The sequence below is a fragment of the Sphingomonas sp. genome (genome assembly GCF_042095875.1).
In the GTDB taxonomy this organism is placed as follows: Bacteria; Pseudomonadota; Alphaproteobacteria; order Sphingomonadales; family Sphingomonadaceae; genus Sphingomonas.
Genome location: NZ_JBELMJ010000008.1, coordinates 66,718 through 88,305 on the forward strand (window position 1 = coordinate 66,718; position 21,588 = coordinate 88,305).

Annotated in this window: 20 protein-coding genes; 14 read left to right on the top strand and 6 right to left on the bottom strand. The window is 69.1% G+C overall.

Annotation, left to right across the window (positions count from 1 at the left end):
* Nucleotides 1-144: 144 nt before the first annotated feature.
* Nucleotides 145-1,962 (bottom strand): ABCB family ABC transporter ATP-binding protein/permease, encoded by a 1,818-nt coding sequence (locus tag ACFDS6_RS05025; protein WP_375271015.1) that lies wholly within the window; start codon nucleotides 1,960-1,962, stop codon nucleotides 145-147.
* Nucleotides 1,963-2,116: 154 nt separating this feature from the next.
* Between ACFDS6_RS05025 and ACFDS6_RS05030 the strand changes: the two genes are divergently transcribed.
* Complete coding sequence (locus tag ACFDS6_RS05030) at nucleotides 2,117-2,350, top strand: hypothetical protein (RefSeq protein ID WP_375271016.1); 234 nt, start codon at nucleotides 2,117-2,119, stop codon at nucleotides 2,348-2,350.
* Between the two features lie 178 nt (nucleotides 2,351-2,528).
* Here ACFDS6_RS05030 and ubiG read toward each other — a convergent pair whose 3' ends face one another.
* Nucleotides 2,529-3,362, bottom strand: a complete 834-nt coding sequence (ubiG, locus tag ACFDS6_RS05035) for a bifunctional 2-polyprenyl-6-hydroxyphenol methylase/3-demethylubiquinol 3-O-methyltransferase UbiG (RefSeq protein ID WP_375271017.1) — start codon at nucleotides 3,360-3,362, stop codon at nucleotides 2,529-2,531.
* Between the two features lie 53 nt (nucleotides 3,363-3,415).
* Here ubiG and ACFDS6_RS05040 point away from each other — a divergent pair, with 53 nt between their 5' ends.
* On the top strand, nucleotides 3,416-4,699 hold the full coding sequence (locus tag ACFDS6_RS05040) for an aspartate kinase (protein WP_375271018.1): 1,284 nt from the start codon (nucleotides 3,416-3,418) through the stop codon (nucleotides 4,697-4,699).
* 441 nt (nucleotides 4,700-5,140) lie between these two features.
* Here ACFDS6_RS05040 and ACFDS6_RS05045 read toward each other — a convergent pair whose 3' ends face one another.
* On the bottom strand, nucleotides 5,141-5,557 hold the full coding sequence (locus ACFDS6_RS05045) for a secondary thiamine-phosphate synthase enzyme YjbQ (protein WP_375271019.1): 417 nt from the start codon (nucleotides 5,555-5,557) through the stop codon (nucleotides 5,141-5,143).
* Between the two features lie 37 nt (nucleotides 5,558-5,594).
* On the opposite strand from ACFDS6_RS05045, the gene ACFDS6_RS05050 reads away from it, so the two are divergent.
* The 8 genes from ACFDS6_RS05050 (at nucleotide 5,595) to pal (ending at nucleotide 12,323) form a co-directional block, all read left to right on the top strand.
* Nucleotides 5,595-6,626 carry an NAD(P)H-dependent flavin oxidoreductase gene (locus ACFDS6_RS05050; protein WP_375271020.1) on the top strand — a complete coding sequence of 344 codons (1,032 nt, stop codon included), beginning with the start codon at nucleotides 5,595-5,597 and terminating at the stop codon, nucleotides 6,624-6,626.
* A gap of 129 nt (nucleotides 6,627-6,755) precedes the next feature.
* Nucleotides 6,756-7,553 carry a hypothetical protein gene (locus tag ACFDS6_RS05055; protein WP_375271021.1) on the top strand — a complete coding sequence of 266 codons (798 nt, stop codon included), beginning with the start codon at nucleotides 6,756-6,758 and terminating at the stop codon, nucleotides 7,551-7,553.
* An 89-nt stretch (nucleotides 7,554-7,642) separates the two neighbouring features.
* Nucleotides 7,643-8,119 (top strand): YbgC/FadM family acyl-CoA thioesterase, encoded by a 477-nt coding sequence (locus ACFDS6_RS05060; RefSeq protein ID WP_375271022.1) that lies wholly within the window; start codon nucleotides 7,643-7,645, stop codon nucleotides 8,117-8,119.
* Nucleotides 8,116-8,808, top strand: coding sequence for a protein TolQ (gene tolQ, locus ACFDS6_RS05065; RefSeq protein WP_375271023.1), 693 nt, complete (start codon nucleotides 8,116-8,118; stop codon nucleotides 8,806-8,808). Before ACFDS6_RS05060 ends, tolQ begins: the two co-directional genes overlap by 4 nt.
* 9 nt (nucleotides 8,809-8,817) lie before the next feature.
* Complete coding sequence (gene tolR, locus ACFDS6_RS05070; protein ID WP_375271024.1) at nucleotides 8,818-9,249, top strand: protein TolR; 432 nt, start codon at nucleotides 8,818-8,820, stop codon at nucleotides 9,247-9,249.
* A complete protein-coding gene (locus tag ACFDS6_RS05075; RefSeq protein WP_375271025.1) occupies nucleotides 9,249-10,334 on the top strand; it encodes a cell envelope biogenesis protein TolA in 1,086 nt (361 codons plus the stop codon). The genes tolR and ACFDS6_RS05075 overlap by 1 nt, the downstream gene beginning before the upstream one ends.
* The gene (gene tolB, locus ACFDS6_RS05080) at nucleotides 10,325-11,728 is read left to right on the top strand and encodes a Tol-Pal system beta propeller repeat protein TolB (protein ID WP_375271043.1); all 1,404 of its coding nucleotides are present in this window, start codon (nucleotides 10,325-10,327) and stop codon (nucleotides 11,726-11,728) included. Before ACFDS6_RS05075 ends, tolB begins: the two co-directional genes overlap by 10 nt.
* A gap of 67 nt (nucleotides 11,729-11,795) precedes the next feature.
* Entirely contained in the window at nucleotides 11,796-12,323 is a 528-nt protein-coding gene (gene pal / locus ACFDS6_RS05085; protein ID WP_375271026.1) for a peptidoglycan-associated lipoprotein Pal, read from the top strand.
* A 74-nt stretch (nucleotides 12,324-12,397) separates the two neighbouring features.
* On the opposite strand, the gene ACFDS6_RS05090 is transcribed toward pal, so the two are convergent.
* Both ACFDS6_RS05090 and ACFDS6_RS05095 read right to left on the bottom strand, forming a co-directional pair.
* Nucleotides 12,398-13,186, bottom strand: coding sequence for an oxygenase MpaB family protein (locus tag ACFDS6_RS05090; protein WP_375271027.1), 789 nt, complete (start codon nucleotides 13,184-13,186; stop codon nucleotides 12,398-12,400).
* Between the two features lie 62 nt (nucleotides 13,187-13,248).
* Nucleotides 13,249-13,767 carry a MucR family transcriptional regulator gene (locus tag ACFDS6_RS05095; RefSeq protein ID WP_375271028.1) on the bottom strand — a complete coding sequence of 173 codons (519 nt, stop codon included), beginning with the start codon at nucleotides 13,765-13,767 and terminating at the stop codon, nucleotides 13,249-13,251.
* Nucleotides 13,768-13,995: 228 nt separating this feature from the next.
* On the opposite strand from ACFDS6_RS05095, the gene ACFDS6_RS05100 reads away from it, so the two are divergent.
* From ACFDS6_RS05100 to ACFDS6_RS05110, 3 genes are all read left to right on the top strand, one after another.
* Nucleotides 13,996-15,438, top strand: coding sequence for an amidohydrolase (locus ACFDS6_RS05100; protein ID WP_375271029.1), 1,443 nt, complete (start codon nucleotides 13,996-13,998; stop codon nucleotides 15,436-15,438).
* Nucleotides 15,435-16,739 (top strand): amidohydrolase family protein, encoded by a 1,305-nt coding sequence (locus ACFDS6_RS05105; protein WP_375271030.1) that lies wholly within the window; start codon nucleotides 15,435-15,437, stop codon nucleotides 16,737-16,739. Before ACFDS6_RS05100 ends, ACFDS6_RS05105 begins: the two co-directional genes overlap by 4 nt.
* Before the next feature lie 166 nt (nucleotides 16,740-16,905).
* Nucleotides 16,906-18,354 carry a glycoside hydrolase family 130 protein gene (locus tag ACFDS6_RS05110; RefSeq protein WP_375271031.1) on the top strand — a complete coding sequence of 483 codons (1,449 nt, stop codon included), beginning with the start codon at nucleotides 16,906-16,908 and terminating at the stop codon, nucleotides 18,352-18,354.
* Between the two features lie 217 nt (nucleotides 18,355-18,571).
* Here the strand turns inward: ACFDS6_RS05110 and ACFDS6_RS05115 are convergent, their stop codons facing one another.
* Nucleotides 18,572-19,393 carry a hypothetical protein gene (locus ACFDS6_RS05115; RefSeq protein WP_375271032.1) on the bottom strand — a complete coding sequence of 274 codons (822 nt, stop codon included), beginning with the start codon at nucleotides 19,391-19,393 and terminating at the stop codon, nucleotides 18,572-18,574.
* Between the two features lie 210 nt (nucleotides 19,394-19,603).
* Between ACFDS6_RS05115 and ACFDS6_RS05120 the strand changes: the two genes are divergently transcribed.
* Nucleotides 19,604-21,538 carry a heme lyase CcmF/NrfE family subunit gene (locus tag ACFDS6_RS05120; protein WP_375271033.1) on the top strand — a complete coding sequence of 645 codons (1,935 nt, stop codon included), beginning with the start codon at nucleotides 19,604-19,606 and terminating at the stop codon, nucleotides 21,536-21,538.
* Nucleotides 21,539-21,588: the final 50 nt, after the last annotated feature.

Here is a 21,588-nt window from a genome sequence, read left to right on the forward strand (position 1 = left end):
ATTAGGACAGTGCGGCTGACCTCGTCGTGAACGACATGCTCCCCTCCGTGACAAGGGAGGGGCGGGGGGCGAAAGCTTAAAATCTCTCTCCTAACCCACCCCCGACCATTCGCTTCCGGGGAGGGGAGTAGGACAGGGGAGCACCTACGCCGCTTCCGCCTCCGCCTCCGCGCGCTCGTTCGCCTGACGGTCCCACATCTCCGCGTAGAGCCCGCCGCGGCGGAGCAGCTCGGCGTGGGTGCCGCGCTCGACGATCTGGCCCGCCTCGAGCACGACGATCTGGTCGGCGTGGACGATCGTCGACAGGCGGTGCGCGATGACGATGGTAGTGCGCCCGCGCTCGATCGCCTCCAGCGTGTCCATGATCTCGGCCTCGGTGCGGCTGTCGAGCGCGCTGGTCGCCTCGTCGAGGATCAGCACCGGGGGGTTCTTGAGCAGGGTACGCGCGATCGCGACGCGCTGCTTCTCACCGCCCGACAGCTTCAGCCCGCGCTCACCGACGCGGGTGGCGTAGCCATCGGGCTGACGCTCGATGAAGCCGGCAATCGCCGCGCCCTTCGCCGCGCCCTCGATCTCGGCCTGGGTGGCATCGGCGCGGCCGTAGGCGATGTTGTAGCCGATCGTGTCGTTGAACAGCACCGTGTCCTGCGGCACGATGCCGATCGCGGCGCGTAAGCTCGCCTGCGTGACCTGCGCGATATCCTGTCCGTCGATCGTAATTCGCCCGCCGGTCAGGTCGTAGAAGCGGTACATCAGCCGCGCGAGCGTCGACTTGCCCGCACCCGAGGGCCCGACGACCGCGACGGTGCTGCCGGGTGCGACGTCGAGGTCGATGCCTTTCAGGATCGCCATGCCGTCGTCGTAGCCGAAGCGCACGTCCTCGAACCGCACGTGGCCGCGCGCGACCGACAGCGGGCGGGCCGCGGGTGCGTCGGTGACCTCCGACGGGGTGTCGATCAGGTCGAACATCGATCCCATGTCGATCACGCCCTGACGGATGGTGCGATACACCATGCCGAGCAGGTCGAGCGGGCGGAACAGCTGCGACAGCAGGGTCGAGACGAGCACGACGTTGCCCGCGGTGAAGCGGCCCTGGCTCCAACCCCAAGCGACGTAGGCCATCCCCGCGCCAAGCATCAGGTTGGTGATGAGCGCCTGTCCGACGTTCAGCCAGGCGAGGCTGTTCTCCGACTTGATCGCGGCATCGGCGTAGGAGCGCATCGCCTGATCGTAGCGGCGCGCCTCGCGCTCCTCCGCACCGAAATACTTGACCGTCTCGAAGTTCAGAAGTGAATCCACCGCGTGCGCGACCGCACCGGTGTCGAGGTCGTTCATCCGCTCGCGCAGGCTCGAGCGCCAGTCGGTGACCATCCGCGTGAACCAGATGTAGACGACCACCATCACGACCGTGGCGGCGACCAGCGGCCACCCGAACTTCACCCAGAAGATGCCGAGTACCAGCACGAGTTCGAGGATCGTCGGGGCGATGTTGAACAGGAGGAAGTAGAGCATCGTGTCGATACTCTTGGTCCCGCGCTCTACCACTTTGGTGACCGCGCCGGTGCGGCGTTCGAGGTGGAAGCGCAGCGATAGCTGGTGGAGGTGGCGGAACACGCGGGCGGCGAGCCGGCGCGTCGCTTCCTGCCCGACGCGCTCGAACACGGTGTTGCGCAGATTGTCGAACAGCGTCGCGCTGAACCGCGCGGCGGCGTAGCCGAGCACCAGCAGCACGACGAGCGACACCGGCGTGGTCGCCACACCCATGCCGTCGATCGCGCCCTGCAGCGCGAAGGGCGCGCCGTAGACCTGAACCAGTTTGGAGCAGAGCACGAGCGCCATCGCGCCCGCGACGCGTGCCTTCATGCCGGGCGCGTCGCTGGGCCACAGATCGGGCAGGAAACGGCGGATCGTCGGCAGCAGCGGACGCTCGGTGCCGGGGGTGGTGGAAGATTGCGGAGGCATTGCTGCCCGATGTCGTGCGCGCGGCTGCTCGCGTCAATGCGCGGGCTCGACGCGCGCGATCGGTCCAGAACGGCGCGGATCGGCTGGCTTATCAGCGGAGACGGGGAACCCGGCCGCAAAAGCTTCGTTTTGAACGACATAAGGAAGGCCGATCATGGAAGCAACGTTCTTCGTCATGGCGATCATGGGCTGCGGTGACGCGAACACCGCATGCACCGAGGCGCGGGTCGATCCGGTCCGCTACAGCAACGTGGCGCAGTGCCAGGCGGCGATGCCCGCGGCGCTCGCGCGCAACAACGATCTGTCATTTCCGGTCATCAGTGCGACGTGCCGTTCGGGTGCGCCGCAGTGGGTGCGGACGGCGGCCAAGGCGCTGCCGCGAGGGTAGTCGCGAGAGCGCCGCTTTGCGCGAATAAGTTGCGAGCGCCGTCACTGCGCGCTGAGCATCGACTGCTTGGTCTCTCCAACAATCGCTGCGCCAGCGACAACGCAACTACCTGGGCGGAGCTTTTCGGGCTTTCGCGCTCACGAGTCTCTAACGGAACTTTGGCTCGAACTCACCCGACTTACGAGATAGTCGCATCGCCAAGGGTTGCAGGGTTGGGCAGGGTAACCGTGACCACCTCTCCCGACGACGTATCGCTTCCGCGCCGCGCGGTCAGAAAGTAATCGAGCGCCCTCGATTGGCCTAGCGCAAAGCCGCTTGCCGAGAGCGTCAGGCCGGTAGTGTCGATCACCTCCAGCCCCGCGTCGCGAACCATGGTCGCGAGTTCGTCGGGGGTGAGGAATTTGTCCCAATCGTGCGTGCCGCGCGGGATGATGCCGGTGCGCTCCGCCCCCTCGACCAGCGCGAGGCGAGTCAGCCATGTGCGGTTGGGTGTCGACATGACGAGCACGCCGCCGGGTGCGACCGCGTCGGCGAGGCCGCGGACGAAGGCGGCGGGATCGGCGACGTGCTCGATCACCTCCATTGAGGTGACGAGGTCGAAGCGCTCTCCCGCCGCCGCCTCAACGCCGCCAACGCGGTAGTCGATCGCGAGCCCGCGACGCGCGGCGTGGTCGCGCGCGACCGAGATGCTCTCTCCCGCCGCGTCGATCGCGGTGACGTGCGCGCCCAGTCGCGCGAGCGGCTCGGCGAGCAGCCCGGCGCCGCAGCCGACGTCGAGCACGCGGCGCCCACGGAGCGCCTGGAAGCTCTGATCGTCCAGGTCCCAGTGGCTGTCGACGCGCTGGCGGATGTAGCTCAGCCGCACCGGGTTGAGGCGGTGGAGCATCGCCGACGAACCCTTCGGATCCCACCATTCCGCCGCCATGCGTCCGAAATGCGCCGCCTCGCGGTCGATCACCGATGCGTGAACGGGCCTGTAAGTCGTCGCGGTTGTTACGGTTGCGGTCGTCATGGCGCGATCCTATCAGGACCGCCCTCTTACCCCAAGGCGTTTGGACCAGCGGCATGGCGCGCATCGTGATGAAGTTCGGCGGGACCTCGATGGCAGGCATCGAGCGCATCCGTTCGGTCGCCGCGCGCGTCAAACGCGAGCATGACGCGGGCAACGAGGTGGCGGTGGTCGTCTCCGCCATGGCGGGCGAGACCGATCGGCTGGTCGGCTTCTGCCGCGAGGCGTCGCCGCTCTACGATCCGCGCGAGTATGACGTGGTGGTGGCGTCCGGCGAACAGGTGACGAGCGGACTGCTCGCGATCGCGCTGCAGGCGATCGGCGTCCGCGCGCGGTCGTGGCTGGGTTGGCAATTGCCGATCCACACCGACCAGGCATTCGCCAAGGCGCGGATCGGCGGCATCGACACCGAGGCGCTCAACGCGAGCCTGGCATCGGGCGAGGTCGCGGTGATCCCGGGGTTCCAGGGCGTGAGCGACGCCGGAGACGGCCAGGGCGGCCGGATCACCACGCTGGGTCGCGGCGGATCGGACACTTCGGCGGTCGGGGTCGCGGCGGCGATGAAGGCGGATCGCTGCGACATCTACACCGACGTCGACGGCGTCTACACCACCGATCCGCGCATTGTGCCGCGCGCGCGCAAGCTGCGCCAGGTGACGTACGAGGAAATGCTGGAGCTCGCCTCCGTCGGCGCGAAGGTGCTCCAGACGCGCTCGGTCGGGCTCGCGATGAAGGAACAGGTGCGCGTGCAGGTGCTGTCGTCCTTGACCGGCGACGATGCGCCCGCCGCGGATACATTGCCCGGCACGATGATCGTGGGCGAAGAGGAGATCGAAGACGTGGAACGCCAGCTCATCACCGGCATCGCGCACGACAAGAACGAGGCCAAGATTACGCTGACGGGCGTGCCCGACAAGCCCGGATCGGTCGCGGCGATCTTCGCGCCGCTGTCGGCGGCGAACATCAACGTCGACATGATCATCCAGAACATCGCGCACCGCAGCAGCGGGTCGACCAGCGCGACCGACGTGACCTTCACCGTGCCGTCGGCCGACCTGCCGCGATCGATCGAGGCACTGAACCAGGCGCGCGGCGAGATCGGGTTCGGCGAGCTGATCCACGACACGCGCGTGGCGAAGATCAGCGTCGTCGGCGTCGGCATGCGCAGCCACGCGGGCGTCGCCTCGACCATGTTCGAGACGCTGGGTGCGCGCGGCATCAACATCCTCGCCATCTCGACCAGCGAGATCAAGGTCAGCGTGCTGATCCACGAGGACGAGACCGAGCTGGCGGTGCGCGTGCTGCACACCGCCTACGGGTTGGACGCAGAGGCCGCGTAGGGGGGCGAGGCCGCTACGTGCCCGGATTGCTGGCACGCGCACTAGACTGGATCGGGCGAGCCAACGCACTCGCTTGAGCCTGGACTATTCTACCCTCCAGTGTGGCAGCGAGCATCGTCGGATGGCTAGCTTGGCGCGATCTGCAACGCGACTGGGCGGTTGCGCTCGCGTGCCTCGCATCGTTCGCTGCGGTGGCGTGCACAGTCGCCGTTTGGCGCCGACAGCGCGCAACCAAGATGGTAGAGCTTAGCTATCTCGAATTGCGTCGGCGTGCCTATGAAGGCCGGCTGGCGGAGCTGGAGGGCACATCGGCGGCAGAGCGGGAGCACGCCACCAATAAGCTTTTCCGGTCGATGAATGCCCCATTAGCCGACCTTGCCGAAGAGGCGGAAGCGCGTCGGCAGGCTCGTCTCAGCAGGATCAGGTCGGGCAAGGAGTAGGTCACTCGCCAATCACATGCAGCGCAACCCGCCTGCGATGCGGCGCGGCGCGGTGTTCGAATAGGTAGATGCCCTGCCACGTGCCGAGCACGGGTTCGCCGCGCGCGATCGGGATCGAGAGCGACACGTCCGTCAGCGCGGTGCGCAGGTGCGCGGGCATGTCGTCGGGACCTTCGTCGTCGTGCTCGTAGTCGCGTGATTCGGGCGCCAGCTTCGCGAAATAGCGCTCCATGTCGCGGCGGACGGCGGGGGCGGCGTTCTCGTTGATGAGGAGCGAGGCGGAGGTATGGCGGCAGAACACCGTCAGCAGCCCGGTGTCGATCGCCTGCTCGTCCAGCCAGCGCGTGACCTGATCCGTGATCTCGACCAAGCACTGCCCGCGCGTGTCGATCGTCAGTTCGCCCGATGCCTGCTTCATGCTTTCTCCACTGCGCCGCCCGCGCTAGGGCCGATCCATGAACGAGATGAACAATGTCGGCGTCGATCGCCTGTCCCGTCGCATGGAACGCGGCTGCGCCTTTCTCGGGTCCGAGGTCGCGATCATGGCGGGCGCGATGTCCTGGGTGTCGGAGCGCAACCTCGTGGCCGCGATGTCGAACGCGGGCGGGTTCGGGGTGATCGCGTGCGGCGCGATGACGCCCGCGCTGCTCGACGCGGAGATCGCGGCGACCAAGGCGCTGACCGAGCGCGCGTTCGGGGTGAACCTGATCACGATGCACCCGCAGCTGGACGAGCTGATCGCGGTGTGCGCGTCGCACAATGTCGGCCACGTCGTGCTGGCGGGCGGGTTGCCGCCGAAGGGTTCGCTGGAGGCGATCAAGGCATGCGGCGCCAAGGTGATCTGCTTCGCGCCGACGCTCGCACTCGCCAAGAAACTGATCCGCTCGGGCGTCGACGCGCTGGTGATCGAGGGAATGGAGGCGGGCGGGCATATCGGCCCAGTGTCGACCAGTGTGCTGGCGCAGGAGATGCTGCCCGAGATCGCGGACAAGGTGCCCGTCTTCGTGGCGGGCGGGATCGGGCGCGGCGAGGCGATCGCGGGCTACCTCGACATGGGCGCGGCGGGGGTGCAGCTCGGCACGCGCTTCGTCTGCGCGACCGAGTGCGTCGCGCACCCCAACTTCAAGCGCGCGTTCATTCGCGCCAGCGCGCGCGACGCGGTGGCGAGCGTGCAGCTCGACCCGCGGCTGCCGGTGATCCCGGTGCGCGCGCTGAAGAACGCGGGCGGCGAGCTGTTCACCGCCAAGCAGCGCGAGGTCGCGCAGCGGCTGGACGAGAGCGCGGTCGCGATGGCCGAGGCGCAGCTGGAGATCGAGCATTACTGGGCGGGCGCCTTGCGCCGCGCGGTGATCGATGGCGACGTGGAGCACGGCAGTGTGATGGCGGGCCAGTCGGTCGGCATGGTGACCCGCGAGGAGCCGATCGCCGACATCATCGCGCAGCTGATGACCGAGGCGGCGGACGCGCTGCGCGCGCGGGCGGCGTAACGGGGCCGACGCGCCGGGACGAACGACGGCGTGAGCGGGGCGAGCCGAGCACGGCTTCGCCGCATGATTACCGCGCGTTAACCACTCGCGACGTAGAAACGAGTCACCGGGGGGCCGGAAGGATTCGTAATGCGTAGGTTGCCGCTCCACAAGATCGTCGTCGTGAGTGCACTGGCTCTGGTCGCCGGCTGCGCCAAGGTCGCGCCGCCGCCGGTGGTCGCGACGCTGCCGCCGCCCGCACCGGTCGTGGCGCAGATGCCCGCGGGCGGGCGCCCGGGCATGGTGATCCCGATCCGCATGGCGGACGGCAGCTACGCCACGCCCAATCGCGCGCTGACCGAGGCCGCGACATTGTGGCACCTGCGCACCGCCCTGAACGTCGCCGCACTCGCGTGCCGCGACAGTGAGGAGGCGCAGACGACGGCGGCGTACAACGCGATGCTGACCGCGCGAAAGACGGTGCTGACGCGAGCGGAGACGAGCCTGTCGGCGGAGTTCAAGGCGCGCGGCGGCGATTGGCGCGACAGCTACGACGACGCGATGACGCGGTTGTACAATTACTGGTCGCAGGACTTCGCGCGCGCCGGCTTCTGCGCCGCGGCCAAGCAGGCGCTGGTCGCCGCGCCGACGGTGCCCGAGGCCGAGTTCGCGCAGTTCGCGACCGCGCAGCTCGCCGCGCTCGATCGCCCCTTCACCGATTTCTTCCGCGCTTACGATGCGTGGCGCACGCGCGCCGCGCTGGTACCGGTGAGCCCGCGTCCGCTCGCCGCGCCGGTGGTCGCGACCTCCGCGACCGTGCAGGCGGTGCCGGGCGCCGAGTCGCGCGCGCAGGTGGTGACGCAGGCCGTGCCCGCGCGGGCGACCGCGACGCCGCTGGTGGCGAAGGACCTGCCGCGGCTGAGCGTGGACGCGTCGTCGCTCAACTAGGTCAGGTCGAGCAGGAGTCGAACCCGCGAGCGGGCTTCCGTCGCGCGACGGTCTTGGTTAAAGCGCGACGAATGTCGAGTGGCGGACCAATGCCCGCGAGTGGAGGCTTCGAGGGCAGGGTGCACCTGTTCCCGCTGCGCGTCTATTTCGAGGACACCGATCTCTCGGGCGTCGTCTACCACGCCAACTACCTGCGCTACATGGAGCGCGCGCGCTCGGACATGCTGCGCGTCGCCGGCATCGACCAGCGCGCACATTTCGAGGGTGGTGGCGGCGCCTACGCGATCCACGACCTGCATATCCGCTACGCCAGCCCGGCGCGGCTCGACGACGCGCTGGTGGTGCAATCTACCGTGGAGGCGGTGACGCCCGCGCGCGTCGTCATTCATCAGTCAGTCAGGCGCGACGCGCTCTTGTTGGCGCGCGGCGTCGTCACCGCGGCGCTGGTCGGACCCGACGGGCGCCCGCGGCGGCAACCGGCCGAGTGGCTCGAGCTGTACCGCACGCTGGTGCCGACCAACGATACACGTACCGACGACGGACAAATGGGGGAGCCTGTCACTTGAACCCGATCGTGAACACCGACGCGGCGACATTGTCGCCGATCGCCTTGTTCCTTCAGGCCGACTGGGTGGTGAAGGGCGTGATGCTCGGGCTGCTGCTCGCCAGCATCTGGACCTGGGCGATCATCGTCATGTTCTGGCTGAAGGTCGGCCGCACGCGCCGCGCGACCGAGACGTTCGAGCGCGATTTCTGGAAGGCGGAGGATATCGACGCTTTCTACAAGGCGAAGGGCAATGCGGACCTGCCGTCGGCGCGGGTGCTGGCGGCGGGCGTGGCGGAATGGCGCCGCTCGACGCAGGGGCAGGTGATCGACCGCGAGGGCACGCGCGACCGGCTGGCGACCACGATGGGCGCGGCGGTGGCGAAGGAGATCGACGAACTGTCCGACCGGCTGAACGTGCTGGCGACGGTCGGCTCGGTCGCGCCGTTCGTCGGATTGTTCGGCACGGTGTGGGGCATCATGCGCAGCTTCACCTCGATCGCGAGCCAGCAGAACACCAGCCTGGCGGTCGTCGCGCCGGGGATCGCGGAGGCGCTGTTCGCGACCGCGATCGGGCTGTTCGCCGCGATCCCGGCGGTGATCGCCTACAACCGCTTCAGCCACGGCATTAACCGCATCGAGGCGCGGCTGAACCGCTTCGCCGACGGGTTCCACGCGACGCTGTCGCGGCAGCTCGACCGCGAGCGCTGAGGCAACGCCATGGCAATGCATCTCCCTTCCGGGCGGAGCCGCGGGCGGCGCGCGCCGATGGCGGACATCAACGTGACCCCGCTGGTCGACGTGATGCTGGTGCTGCTGATCATCTTCATGGTGACCGCGCCGCTGCTCACCGCGGGCGTGCCGGTGAACCTGCCCGACAGCCGCGCGAAGCCGCTCGACCAGGAGAAGCAGCCGACCGAGATCTCGCTCGACGAGCAGGGCCGCATCTTCATCGCCAAGGAGGAGCTGTCGTTCGACACGCTGTCGGCGCGGCTCGACGCGATCGCAGCGGCGGCGCAAGGCGGTGAGCCGCCGCAGGTGTACCTGCGCGCCGACCGCAAGCTCGATTACGGGCAGGTGATGCGCGTGATGGGCGAGCTTAACCGCGCGGGGCTGAACCGCGTCGCGCTGGTGACGGTCGGGGAGGATTGATGGACCGCACCGAGAAGGTCGGTCTCGGCGTCGCCGTAGCGGGACACGTCCTGCTGTTCGGCGCGATGTCGCTCGGCTTTCTCGATACGCCCAACCCGGTCAAGTTGAAGCAGACACCGGTCGAGGTCAGCCTGGTGCCCGAGGTGGCACTGGAGGCGGCGGCACCGGCGAGCAGCGAGGCGCCATCCGAGCGCGTCTCGCCCGAGGAAGGCGAGCCCGAGGATGCGGCGCCGCCCGCCGCCGAGCCCGAACCCGCGTCCGAGCCGGCACCTGCTCCGGCGCCTGCACCCGAGCCTAAACCCGCACCGAAACCAGCGCCCGCGCCCAAGCCAGCGCCGCCCAAGCCAGCGCCGCCCAAACCTGCACCCAGGCCCGAGCCGGCAACGCCGAAGCCTGCGCCCAAGCCGAAGCCGGCGCCGAAACCCGCACCCGCGCCCAAGCCGAAGCCGCCGGTGCGCGAGGCGGCGGAGAAGGCGCCCGCCAAGCCGACGTCCAAGCCCGTGGCGAAGCCGGCACCGGCCAAGCAGGCGAGCGCGAGCAAAGCGACCGGCAGCAAGGCGAGTACCTCGACCAGCAGCGCCAAATCGTCGGGCAAGCCCGCGGCGAAGCCCGCCGCCAAGCGCGGCAGCGGCGCGACCGAGACGGCCAAGGCCGAGCGGCCGCGCGGTGGGCGGCTGGGCGCCGACTTCCTGAAAGGTCTGTCGGCCGAGCCGAGCAAGGCGAAGAGCAGCGACGCACCGCCGTCCGCCGCGCGCGTCGACGGCGCCGCACTGGCCGCGATCCAGCAGGCGATCGCGCGGCAGATCCAGCCGTGCGCCGATCGCCAGGTCGATCCCGGCCCCGGCGCGAACCAGATCGTGACGACGCTCAACCTTCGGCTCAACCGCGACGGTACGCTGTCGGCGACGCCGACGATGGTACGCCAGCGCGGCGTCGACGACGACAACCAGCGCTACGCGCGGCGCGTGGTCGATCTGGGCGTCGCGGCGTTCAAGGGTTGTTCGCCGCTGAAACTGCCGGCCGAATATTATTCCACCGCCAACGGGGGGTGGAGCAACATCAACTATAATTGGAAATTGCGGTGAGGATTCGCGCGCTTCTTCTCGGGCTGACCTGTCTCGCTGCGCCGGCGCTGGCGCAGGACGTTCCGCCCGTCACGCTCAACCCGCCTGCCGGTGCAGTGCCCGCGCAGGCCGAACCGGGGCAGACGCCGCCGCCGCTCGAGGTCGACGTGACCGGCGGCATCTCCGCGCCGATGCCGATCGCGATCCCCGCGATGCCGACGCCCGCGGTGACGAGCACCGCGGCGGGGTCGACCGATGCGCTCGGGCGGCAGCTGTCCGACATCATTGCCAGTGACCTGCGCGGGTCGGGGCTGTTCACGCCGATCCCGCCGGCGCAATTGCGCACGGTGATGTTCCCGGAGGTGACCGCGCCCGCCTACGATTACTGGGGCGGGACGGGCGCGCAGGCGCTGGTGCAGGGCTATATCCGCGCCAACGGCGACGGCTCGCTGACGGTCGGCTGCTACCTGTACGACGTGACCGCGCGTGCCGAGCTGGTGCGGCAGGGCTTCGTCGTGCCGCCGTCGCAGTGGCGCCGCGCCGCCCACAAATGCGCCGACGCGATCTACGCGCGGCTGACCGGCGAGGGGCCGTATTTCGACAGTCGCGTGGTCTACGTGTCGGAGACGGGACCGAAGGGCAACCGCATCAAGCGACTGGCGATCATGGACCAGGACGGGGCCAACCACCGCTTCCTGACCGCGGGATCGTCGATCGTGCTGACGCCGCGCTTCGCGCCCAACCAGCAGTCGATCGTGTACATGAGCTACGTCGGCAAGAACCCGGCGATCTACGTCTACGATATCGGCACGGGCAAGCAGCGGCTGGTGGTGCAGAATGCGGCAACGACGTTCGCGCCGCGCTTCTCGCCCGACGGGCGCTGGATCCTATTCTCGCGCGCGGACGGCGGCAATACCGACATCTACCGCGTGTCGAGCGCGGGTGGCGGCACGCCGCAGAAGCTGACCAACTCGCCGGGCATCGACACCGGCGGCAGCTACTCGCCCGACGGCTCCAGGATCGTGTTCGAGAGCGACCGGTCGGGCGGGCAGCAGATCTACGTCATGAATGCGGACGGATCGAACCAGCAGCGGATCAGCTTCGGCGGCGGGCGCTACGCGACGCCGGTGTGGAGCCCGCGCGGCGACCTTATCGCGTTCACCAAGCTGGCGGGGTCGTTCCGCATCGGGGTGATGAACCCGAACGGTTCGGGCGAGAAGCTGCTGACCGACGGTTATCAGGACGAGGGGCCGAGCTGGTCGCCCAACGGCCGCGTCATCACCTTCTTCCGCACCGGGCGCGGCAGCGGCGGCAAGGCCGATCTGTGGTCGGTCGACCTGACCGGCGTCAACGCGCGGCGCATCCCGACCCCGCTCGACGGGTCCGATCCGGCGTGGGGACCGCTTCAGCCGTAGTGGCTTTATCCGCCGATTACCGCGCGTTACCCTGGACATATCAGGGATCATCACGGGAGTAGATTGCATGGCACGACTGACGACGACGATCCTGCTGGTGGGCGCACTCGCCGCCAGCACCGCTTGTTCCAAGAAGCGCCCCGCGGTGCTGCCGCCCGCCGCGGGTGAGGCGCCGCCGCCCGCGTACCAGGACCCGAACGGCGGGCTGAACGGTGGCGCAGGCGCGGTGACGCCGGGGTCGGCGGCCGACTTCAAGCGCTCGGTCACCAGCGACACGGTGCTGTTCGGGCTCGACATGTACGACATCGACAGCGAGGCGCGCGCGATCCTCGACACGCAGGTGCAGTGGCTGACGCGCTACCCCAACGTGCGCGTCACGATCGAGGGTCACGCCGACGAGCGCGGTACGCGCGAGTACAATCTGGCGCTCGGCGACCGTCGCGCCAATGCGGCGAAGAACTATCTGGCGACGCGCGGCATCTCGCCGTCGCGGATCAGCGTCATCAGCTACGGCAAGGAGCGTCCGGTCGCACTCGGCTCGGACGAGGCGAGCTACGCGCAGAACCGCCGCGCGGTGACGGTGGTGGTGAACTGATGCCTTCGTCACCCCGGTCGCGGCCGGGGTGATGGCGTCGATTCGCGGATCAGGTCGGCGTGACGACCTCGTGATTACTTGGCCAGCGCCCAGCGCAGCACGCCGCCCATGCCGCTGGCGCTGAGCCGTACCGCCGGGCGGGCAAAGGCGGGCAGGCTTCGGCCGTGCAGCGCCTGCGCCCAGGGCGGCAGCAGGTCGATCGCGGCGGCGACGGCGAGGTTCATCGCCGAGGTGGTCGCCTTGTCGTCGCCGGGTGCGAGCAGGGCGGCGGCAACCTCGCGCGTGCGGTGGTCGGCGCGCAGCTCGGGCCGGACGCGCGCCAAGTACGCGTCGACGTCGGCGCGCGTGCGCGGGACGTCGGCGGCGCCGAGTGCTTCGGCGATGCCGGCAGTCTCGACGAGGTAGTGCTCCTGATCCGCGGCGGTCATCGCCGGATCGCGGTAGCGCAGATAGGCGCGCAGGAAGCTGTCGACCTCGGCGACGTGGACCCAGGTGAGCAGTGCGGGATCGTTGGCGTCGTAGCGCGTCCCATCCGGCAGCGTGCCGTGGACGCGGTCGTGGATCCGGCGCACCTGCGCGATCGAGGCGCGCGCGAGCTCGGTCGAGCCGAAGGTCGTGGCGGCGATGAAGCGCGCGGTGCGTTTCAGGCGACCCTGTCGGTCGTCGCGGAAACCCGAATGGTCCCACACGCCCGCGAGCGCCAGCGGATGGAGCATCTGCAGCAGCAGTGCCGAGATGCCGCCGATCATCATGGCGGAGAAATCGCCGTGGACGCGCCACGCGGCGGACGAGGGGCCGAACAGCCCATCGTCGCCGGGCGGGCGCGTCAGGTCGACCTCGCCCGAGCCGACCAGGGCGCGCACCCGCGTCGCGAGGACGCCGCGCAGCTGGTCGGTCAGGGGCGAGGGGAAGGGAGGCGAGGGGATCAGGCCTCGGTCGTAGCGGCTGCCTTGCGGCCACGACGCGGTGCGGCGGGTGCCTCGGCCTCGTCGGACTGCTCGGCGGCGTTCGCCTTAGTCTGGCCGGCCTTGCGGCCTAGGCCGATCTTCTTCGCCATGTCGCGACGCGCTTCCGAGTAACTCTCGGCCACCATCGGGTAATCGGGCTTGAGGCCGTAGCGCTGGCGGTACTCGTCCGGGGTCAGGCCCTGACCCGCGAGGTGACGCCGCAAGGTCTTGTAGGGCTTGCCGTCGATCAGCGAAATGATGTGGTCCTTCGACGCCAAGGACTTACGAACCGACACGGCCGGCGTGTACTCGGTCTCGGGCTCCTCGGTGCTTTCCGACTGGCCGGTGCCGGTCAGGTTGGTCACGGCCTGGTGCATCTGCTGCAGAAAGGCGGGAACGTCTTCACTGGCGGCGCGGGTGTTGGGGTTGGAGAGCCATGCGATGGTGAGCTCGGTTGCTAGCTCCACATTATTGTTGGTCGTCATCTCATCGCTCACGTTCGCAGTTCCTTCTTGTTTGAACCGTAGATATCACGCGGTTACACGAGGTCAACGCACAGCATTGTAAAAAACAACAGCGTCAGATCATAAATTCTCAACTCTGACTATTCGGTTGCGTGATTGGTCGTCGCTTGGCCGCGACCGATCGTGTGCTGCGCGGGGATAGCGCTTGCGTCTCGCCGGTCGCCGCGTCAGGATCGCCGCAACAAGAGACGGGGGCACAGCATGAGAACGGGACGCGTCGCGCGGGCGCTGGGGATGGTCGCGACGGTGTCGCTGATGCTGCCGGCCTGCTCGGCGAATAGCGAGCGGCCGCGCTCCGCGTCGGATAGGTCCGCGAGCAGCGGCAGCGCGAAGGCGCCGCCGAAGCCGTACTCGCGCGATCCGTTCCCATCGACCTACCGCGTCTATCCCGGCGTGCCGACGCTCGTCACCAACGTCACCGTGCTCGACGGCGAGGGCAGTCGGATCGAGCGCGGGCAGGTGCTGTTCGCCGACGGCAAGATCGTCGCTGTCGGGCAGAGCGTGTCGGCGCCCGCCGGTGTGACGACGATCGACGGCACCGGCAAGTTCGTGACGCCCGGGATCGTCGACATACATAGCCACCTTGGCGACTATCCCAGCCCGCAAGTGCGCGCACTGTCGGACGGCAACGAGGCAACCGCGCCCGTCACCGCCGACGTCTGGGCGGAGCACAGCGTCTGGCCGCAGGACCCGGGGTTCAGCCGCGCGCTGGCGAACGGCGGGGTCACCACGCTGCAGATCCTGCCCGGATCAGCCAATCTGTTCGGCGGTCGCTCGGTGGTGCTGAAGAACGTCTACGCGCGCACCACGCAGGCGATGAAGTTTCCCGGTGCGCCCTACGGATTGAAGATGGCCTGCGGTGAGAACCCGAAGCGCGTCTACGGCGGCAAGGGACGCGAGCCGTCGACGCGGATGGGCAACATCGCGGTCGACCGCGCGACCTGGGCGAAGGCGGCGGCGTACAAGCGCAAGTGGGACAAGTTTGACGCCGACGGCGGCGACATGCCCGACCGCGACATCGCGATGGACACGCTGCGCGGCGTGCTGTCGGGCGAGATCCTGGTGCAGAACCACTGCTACCGCGCCGACGAGATGGCCAACGTGCTCGATATGGCGAAGGAGTTCGGCTACCACGTCGAGGCGTTCCACCACGCGGTGGAGGCGTACAAGATCGCCGACCTGCTCAAGGCCAACAACACCTGCGCCGCGGTCTGGGCCGACTGGTACGGGTTCAAGATGGAGAGCTACGACGGGATCGGCGAGAACCTCGCCATCCTAGAGAAGTCGGGCGCGTGCGGGATGATCCACTCCGACGACGAGAACGGCATTCAGCGATTGAACCAGGAAGTCGCCAAGGTGCTCGCCTCCGCGCGGCACGCCGGGATCGAGATCAGCGACGCGGCGGCGTGGAAGTGGCTGTCGCTCAACCCGGCGAGATCGCTGCACATCGCCGACCGCACCGGCAGCCTGGTGGCGGGCAAGATGGCCGACGTGGTGCTGTGGAACGGCAATCCGTTCAGCGTCTATACCCGGCCGGAGAAGGTGTGGATCGACGGTGCGCTGCTGTACGACGCGGACAATCCGAGGCTCAGGCCGGTGAGCGACTTCGAGTTGGGCCAGCCGGGTTCGGGAGACGTCAAGTGAAGCGCGCCCTTCTTCTCGCCGCTGCCGCGTTCGTCTCGCTTCCCGCCGCCGCGCAGACGGTCGCGATCACCGGCGGCACCGTCGCGATCGGCGACGGCTCCGCGCCGATCCAGGGCGGCACGGTCGTGGTGCGTGACGGCCGCATCGTCGCCGCCGGGCGCGGCGTCGCGGTGCCCGCGGGCGCCGAGGTGATCGACGCGACGGGCAAGTGGATCGCGCCGGGCTTCGTCGCCGGCTTCTCCAACATGGGGCTGGAGGACGCCGACGGGGTGGAGGAGAGCAACGACGTCACCGCGCGCCAGTCGCCGTTCAACGCCGCGATCGACATCGCGCCCGCAATCAACCCGGCGAGCGTCATCATCGCCAACGAGCGGCTCGGCGGCGTGACGCGCGCGATCGTGTCGCCGCGCTCGGCGGGGTCGATCTTCGCCGGGCAGGGCGCGGTGATCGGGCTGGGTGGCGGCACCGATACGGTGATCCGCCCACGCGCGTTCCAGTACGTCGAGCTGGGCGAGGAGGGCGCGCGCCAGGCGGGCGGCAGCCGACCCGCCGCCTACGCGGCCCTGCGCGACGCCTTCGCGCAGGCGCAGGACTATCGACGCAGCCCTGCCAGCTTCGACGGCCGCGGGCGCGACGCGCTGATCAAGCGCGGCGACGCGCAGGCGCTGGGCGAGGTGCTGGCCGGGCGCGTGCCGCTGCTGGTCCACGTCGAGCGCGCGAGCGACATACGCTCGGTGCTGTCGCTCAAGCGCGATTACCCGCAGGTCAGGCTGGTGCTGGTCGGCGTCGCGGAAGGATGGCTGGTCGCGCGCGAGATCGCCGCGGCGCGCGTGCCGGTGATCGCGCAGGCGCTCGCCGACCTGCCCGCCGCGTTCGAGCAGGTCGCGGCGACCGAGTCGAACGTCGGGCGAATGGCGGCGGCCGGAGTGACCGTCGCGATCTCGACGCTCGGCTACAACGACGCGCCGGGCGAGCACGTGGTGAAGCAGTTCGCCGGCAATCTGGTCGCGATCACGCGCGTGCCGGGCGCGACCGGGCTCGACTGGGGCCGCGCGCTCGCCACCATCACCAGCGGGCCGGCGGCCGCACTGGGCATGGACGGCGAGATCGGGTCCTTGCGCGCCGGACGGCGCGGCGACGTGGTGATGTGGGACGGCGACCCGCTGGAACTGTCGTCCAAGCCGGTCGCGATCTGGATCGACGGCAAGCCGCAGCCGATGCGCTCACGTCAGACCGAGCTGCGCGACCGCTACTTGACGCCGACCGAGGGCGCGCTGCCCAAGGCGTACGAGCACCGCTGACGCGGGCGATCAGTGAGGCGACCGGGCGGCGCGTCGATGCCGCCCGGCGGGTTGCCGATCTGCGTCAATGCTTGTCCGGATCACGCCGGCGGGAGCGGAACGCGCGCGCCGCCGTTTGAGACCACGAACACGAGGCGCTGTCGCGTCGTGCGCCGGAGTACGTGCCATGACGCAGAGCCTAGACCAGCGATCCGAGACCGCGCTCGATCAGAGTGCGGGTGCGCAGCCGATCACCGAGCAGGCCGCCGACACGCAGATCCCGCGGCACAGCCCGGCGCAGCTTCGCGACGAGCAGCCGATCCAGGCGCCGGGATTGCATCCCAAGGCGACGAAGGCGGCGGACGTGTTCCACAAGCTCGACCTCGAACTGCACCCCGATCCGTCGCGCACGGTGGTGAGGCCGTTCTCCTTCGGCTACCCGCCGGCATTCTCGGGTGAGCGCACGCCGCGGGTCAAGGCGGCGGTGGAGCGGCTGCTCGCGCTGTCACCCGACATGCGCGCGCGTATGCGCGACCTGTTGATGGAGCCGATGTGCGAGCGGCACCGCAACGTGCAGGACACCTTCCTTCGTCGCTACGACGCGATGCGCGAGGAGATCGGCGACCCGTGTACGAACGAGACCGATCGGCTGCTCGTCGGTGCCTATTTCAGCCAGGAATATGCGTTCGAGTCGGCGGCCCTGTTCAACCCCAGCGTCGTCGCCCTGCCCGACGAGGAGCCGTCGAAGCCGGGCTCGGTCAGATTCCTGATGTCGCTGCGCGGCATCGGCGAGGGGCATATTTCCTCCGTTACGTTCCGCACCGGCGAGTGGGACGGCGGCGACAACGTGACGCTCGACCCGCCGAGCAGCAACGGCGTCCCGCCGCAGGTCGAGCCGCACGACGACGATTGGATCAGGCTGATCTGCGAGGACAGCCAGGACGTGTCGGAAACGGTGATCTTCCCGGTGCTGCCGAGCCAGCGGCAGGGGATCGAGGACGTTCGGCTCGTCAACTTCACCGACGACGACGGCACGCGCAGCATCCTGGGCACCTACACCGCGTTCGACGGCAAGGAGGCGCGGCAGGAGATGCTGCGCGGCGTCGACCTGCGCACCGTGGAGATGCGCGCGCTCAACGGGCGGATGACCGGGTACAAGGGCATGGCGATGTTCCCGCGGCGCATCGACGGCGACTTCGTGATGCTGGGGCGGCAGGACAGCGAGAACATCTGGCTGCTCCGCTCCGACGACATGGACACGTGGGAGGAGGGGCAGATCATCATGACGCCCAAATACCCATGGGAGTTCGTGCAACTCGGCAATTGCGGATCGCCGATCGAAATCGACGAGGGCTGGCTGGTGTTCACGCACGGCGTCGGGATGATCCGCGGTTACTGCATCGGCGCGTGCCTGCTCGACAAGGACGACCCGTCCAAGGTGCTGATGCGCACGCCCTCGCCGCTGTTGTTTCCGAGCGCCGAGCAGCGCGGCGGCTACGTCCCCAACGTCACCTACAGCTGCGGCGGGCTGCTGCACGGACGCCGCGTGCTGCTGCCCTACGCGATCGGCGACGAATATAGCGCGATCGCGGTGGCGGAGGTCGACGACATTCTGGCGGTGATGGAGCCGGCGTAGCGGAGGGGGGCTCGTCCTGCAATCTCGTGAAGGGCAGGGGTTGGATCGCGCGAAGTGCGGGCTTCGGCCGTTGCCGAAGCCGGAGATGCGCAAGATGCAAATGCTGGCGGTCGGAGAGGGTTGGTCGGGCAGGGTCACGGCTAACGGGCGTCACCAAGCTGCTTGGCCGTGACGATTGGCAGAGGTCCGCCGCCGCGAAATTCCACAACGTGCCTCGTTAGCGAGGCGTCGGGTCCACCGGGAAAGAGGCATCACCCGGCGACAGGTCCGGCGTCGTTTCGGTAGACGCCGCTGCCGCTTCGCTGCCGTCCAGAGTCGCGACGACTGCCGGCGGCGTAACCGTCTCGGCTACGCCGCCATTCGCATCGTCGGCTACGTCGATGGTGCGCACTAGCGGCGGCGGGGTTGGATCGTAGTAATCGCGCCACGCGTCATAGGCCGCGTAGAAGGTCACGAACGGACGATCGAGACGCAGCAGCGATGCGCGTGCGAAGGTCGGCAGATCGTCATCCGCGACCTGACTGACGGCCGCGATCTCCTGGCGCGCAGCCGCGCAGAAAGACCGCCGCATCGCGGGCTGCGCGTAGAAATTGTAGATGCGTGTCTGGTTGTCGTCGTAGACACGCATCCAATCGAACCAACCGGCCTCCTGCCATTCCCGGATATAGGCTCGGTAGTAGCGGTCGAGGACGCCAGCGTGCGTCTCGATCCAGGTATTATAGGGCTCCATTACCCCGCCCCCCGCCTGCTGGCAGCCGAGTGCGGCGACGTTCAGCGCGTTGCGCAGGTGCCAGACCGCGGCCTGGTCGGTGTTGTCGAGATTGGGCGTAAAATATGAGCCATCAGCGAGCTTGGTCGGGTTCTTCATACCGACATAGCCACCCGGCGGCATCGTCGGGGGCGGCGGCGTCAGTGTCGCGACGACGGCCGGCGGCTGCACGGGAGCAGTCGCGCAGCCCGAAACGGCGAGCGCGAGTCCTGCCAGCAGACCCAGACCATAGTTCGCGCTCGGTGCCATTGATTCGTTCGGATACTTCATCGGGGTTCGGCGCTAAGTCCAGGTTGCTGAACGTCACAGCAACGAGCCGCGTTCCCTGCCGCTGTCTGCGCAGGTGAAGGTCGCGGCCGGGCGCAGGGGAGACAGCGATGCGGCGGTATGCGAGCGTCCTGATTGCATGATGCGCTAGCTGGTTCTCGGCCGCGGACGCGCGTATGGCGCGGGTGACGTGATGCTTCATCCCTTTTCCGCATGACTGCCGAGTTCGGCCTCGCCGCCCTCTGGTTCGCCGCGACGCTGGCGGTGTTGCAGATCGCGCTGTCCGTGATCGCGCTCAGGCGCGGGCGCGCCGACGTGGCGGCGGCGCTGCGGCCGGTCGCGATCGTGCAGGGTGCGCTGGTCGCGGTCGCGATGGCGGCGCTGATCGCGTGCTTTCTCGGCTCCGACATGTCGGTCGCGCTGGTCGCAACCAACAGCCACTCGGCGAAGCCGTGGCTGTACAAGTTCGCGGGCGCGTGGGGGAATCACGAAGGCTCGATGCTGCTCTGGGTCACGATCTTGGGGCTGGCGGGCGCAGGCGTCGCGCAGTTCGAGCGGCATTTGCCCGAACGGACACTGATCGCGACCCTGGGCGCGCAGGCGGCGATCGCGCTCGGCTTCTACGCCTTTCTGCTGTTCGCCTCCAATCCATTCGCGAGGGTCAGCCCGGCCCCGCGCGACGGTGCGGGATTGAACCCGTTGTTGCAGGACCCCGGGCTCGCGTTCCACCCGCCGACGCTCTACGCCGGCTACGTCGGGCTGTCGGTCGCCTTCTCCTTCGCGGTCGGCGCGCTGGTGACGCGCGACGTCGGACCCGTGTTCGCGCGCGCGATGCGGCCGTGGGTGCTCGGCGCGTGGGTGTTCCTGACGCTGGGAATTACCGCGGGGTCGTACTGGGCCTATTACGAGCTCGGCTGGGGCGGGTGGTGGTTCTGGGACCCGACCGAGAATGCGAGCCTGATGCCGTGGCTGGCGGCGACCGCGCTGCTCCACTCGGTCAGCGTGCTGGCGACGCGCGACGGGCTGCGCGCCTGGACGATCATGCTGGCGGTGGTCGCCTTCTCGATGAGCATGATCGGCACGTTCCTGGTGCGCTCGGGCATCCTGACCAGCGTTCACGCCTTCGCGGTCGACCCGACGCGCGGCACGTTCATCCTGGCGTTGCTGGTGATCTACATCGGCGGCGCGCTGGCGCTGTTCGGCGCGCGGATCGGGACCGTCAGGCAGGGTAACGTGTTCGATCCGCTGAGCCGCGAAGGCGCGCTGGTGATCAACAACCTGCTGCTGTCGGTGATCCTGGGCGTGGTGCTGATCGGCACCTTCTACCCGATTGTCGCGGGCGCCTGGGGCGTGCAATTGTCGGTCGGCGCGCCGTTCTTCGACAAGACGGTCGGGCCGCTCGCGTTGCTGCTCGTGGCGGTGATGGCGGCGGGGCCGCTGATGCGGTGGCGGCGCGACGAGGCGGCGTTGGTGGTCGAGCGACTGCAATGGCCGATCGCGGCGGCGCTGTTCTCGGCGGTCGGGGTGTTCGTGCTGGGCTGCTGGATCGGCGTGCTGCCGCTCGCCGGGATCGGGCTCGCTGCCGGGCTTGCGGTGGCGAGCGTCGCGCCGCTGGCCAAGCGCAACCTGCGCCGCGCGCCGCTGACGCTGTGGGGCATGGTGATCGCGCACCTGGGCGTGGCGGTGAGCCTGGCCGGGATGGCGGCGTCGAGCGCGTTCACGACCGAGCGGCTGGCGGCAGTCTACGTCGGCGATCCGGTGCGCGTGGCAGGGTTTACGGTGACGCTGGACGGCGTACGGCCGGTGATCGGCGATAATTGGACCGCGCTGGAGGCGAGGCTGTCGGTGCGCGACGGTGAGGATGCGCCGTTCGTGCTCCACCCGCAGGTGCGCTATTTCTCCACGCCGGTGACGACCACCAACGAGAGCGCGATCGCGACGCTGGCGGGCGGGCAGCTCTACACCGTGCTCGGCGCGCTGGGCGACGACGGGCGCTGGCAGCTGCGGCTGTGGTGGAAGCCGTTCGTGACGCTGATCTGGCTGGGCGGCACGATGATCGCCGCGGGCGGCGCGCTGTCGATCGTCGGGCATCAGCGGCGCGGGTGGCTGCGGCGGCGGCGGCGCGCCGACATGGCGTGGTTCGCGTGAGTGGCGCGGTGCCGGACGCGGCGAGCCGCCGCCACTGGCTGGTGTGGCTG

Bases quoted from the DNA above. Each gene is read 5' to 3' on its own strand.
- ACFDS6_RS05120 (WP_375271033.1), top strand. From the start codon at position 19,604: ATGACTGCCGAGTTCGGCCTCGCCGCCCTCTGGTTCGCCGCGACGCTG.
- ACFDS6_RS05050 (WP_375271020.1), top strand. From the start codon at position 5,595: ATGAACGAGATGAACAATGTCGGCGTCGATCGCCTGTCCCGTCGCATG.
- ACFDS6_RS05055 (WP_375271021.1), top strand. From the start codon at position 6,756: ATGCGTAGGTTGCCGCTCCACAAGATCGTCGTCGTGAGTGCACTGGCT.
- ubiG (WP_375271017.1), bottom strand. From the start codon at position 3,362: ATGACGACCGCAACCGTAACAACCGCGACGACTTACAGGCCCGTTCAC.
- ACFDS6_RS05040 (WP_375271018.1), top strand. From the start codon at position 3,416: ATGGCGCGCATCGTGATGAAGTTCGGCGGGACCTCGATGGCAGGCATC.
- tolR (WP_375271024.1), top strand. From the start codon at position 8,818: ATGGCAATGCATCTCCCTTCCGGGCGGAGCCGCGGGCGGCGCGCGCCG.
- ACFDS6_RS05075 (WP_375271025.1), top strand. From the start codon at position 9,249: ATGGACCGCACCGAGAAGGTCGGTCTCGGCGTCGCCGTAGCGGGACAC.
- ACFDS6_RS05060 (WP_375271022.1), top strand. From the start codon at position 7,643: ATGCCCGCGAGTGGAGGCTTCGAGGGCAGGGTGCACCTGTTCCCGCTG.
- pal (WP_375271026.1), top strand. From the start codon at position 11,796: ATGGCACGACTGACGACGACGATCCTGCTGGTGGGCGCACTCGCCGCC.
- ACFDS6_RS05115 (WP_375271032.1), bottom strand. From the start codon at position 19,393: ATGAAGTATCCGAACGAATCAATGGCACCGAGCGCGAACTATGGTCTG.
- ACFDS6_RS05100 (WP_375271029.1), top strand. From the start codon at position 13,996: ATGAGAACGGGACGCGTCGCGCGGGCGCTGGGGATGGTCGCGACGGTG.
- ACFDS6_RS05110 (WP_375271031.1), top strand. From the start codon at position 16,906: ATGACGCAGAGCCTAGACCAGCGATCCGAGACCGCGCTCGATCAGAGT.
- ACFDS6_RS05045 (WP_375271019.1), bottom strand. From the start codon at position 5,557: ATGAAGCAGGCATCGGGCGAACTGACGATCGACACGCGCGGGCAGTGC.
- ACFDS6_RS05030 (WP_375271016.1), top strand. From the start codon at position 2,117: ATGGAAGCAACGTTCTTCGTCATGGCGATCATGGGCTGCGGTGACGCG.
- ACFDS6_RS05025 (WP_375271015.1), bottom strand. From the start codon at position 1,962: ATGCCTCCGCAATCTTCCACCACCCCCGGCACCGAGCGTCCGCTGCTG.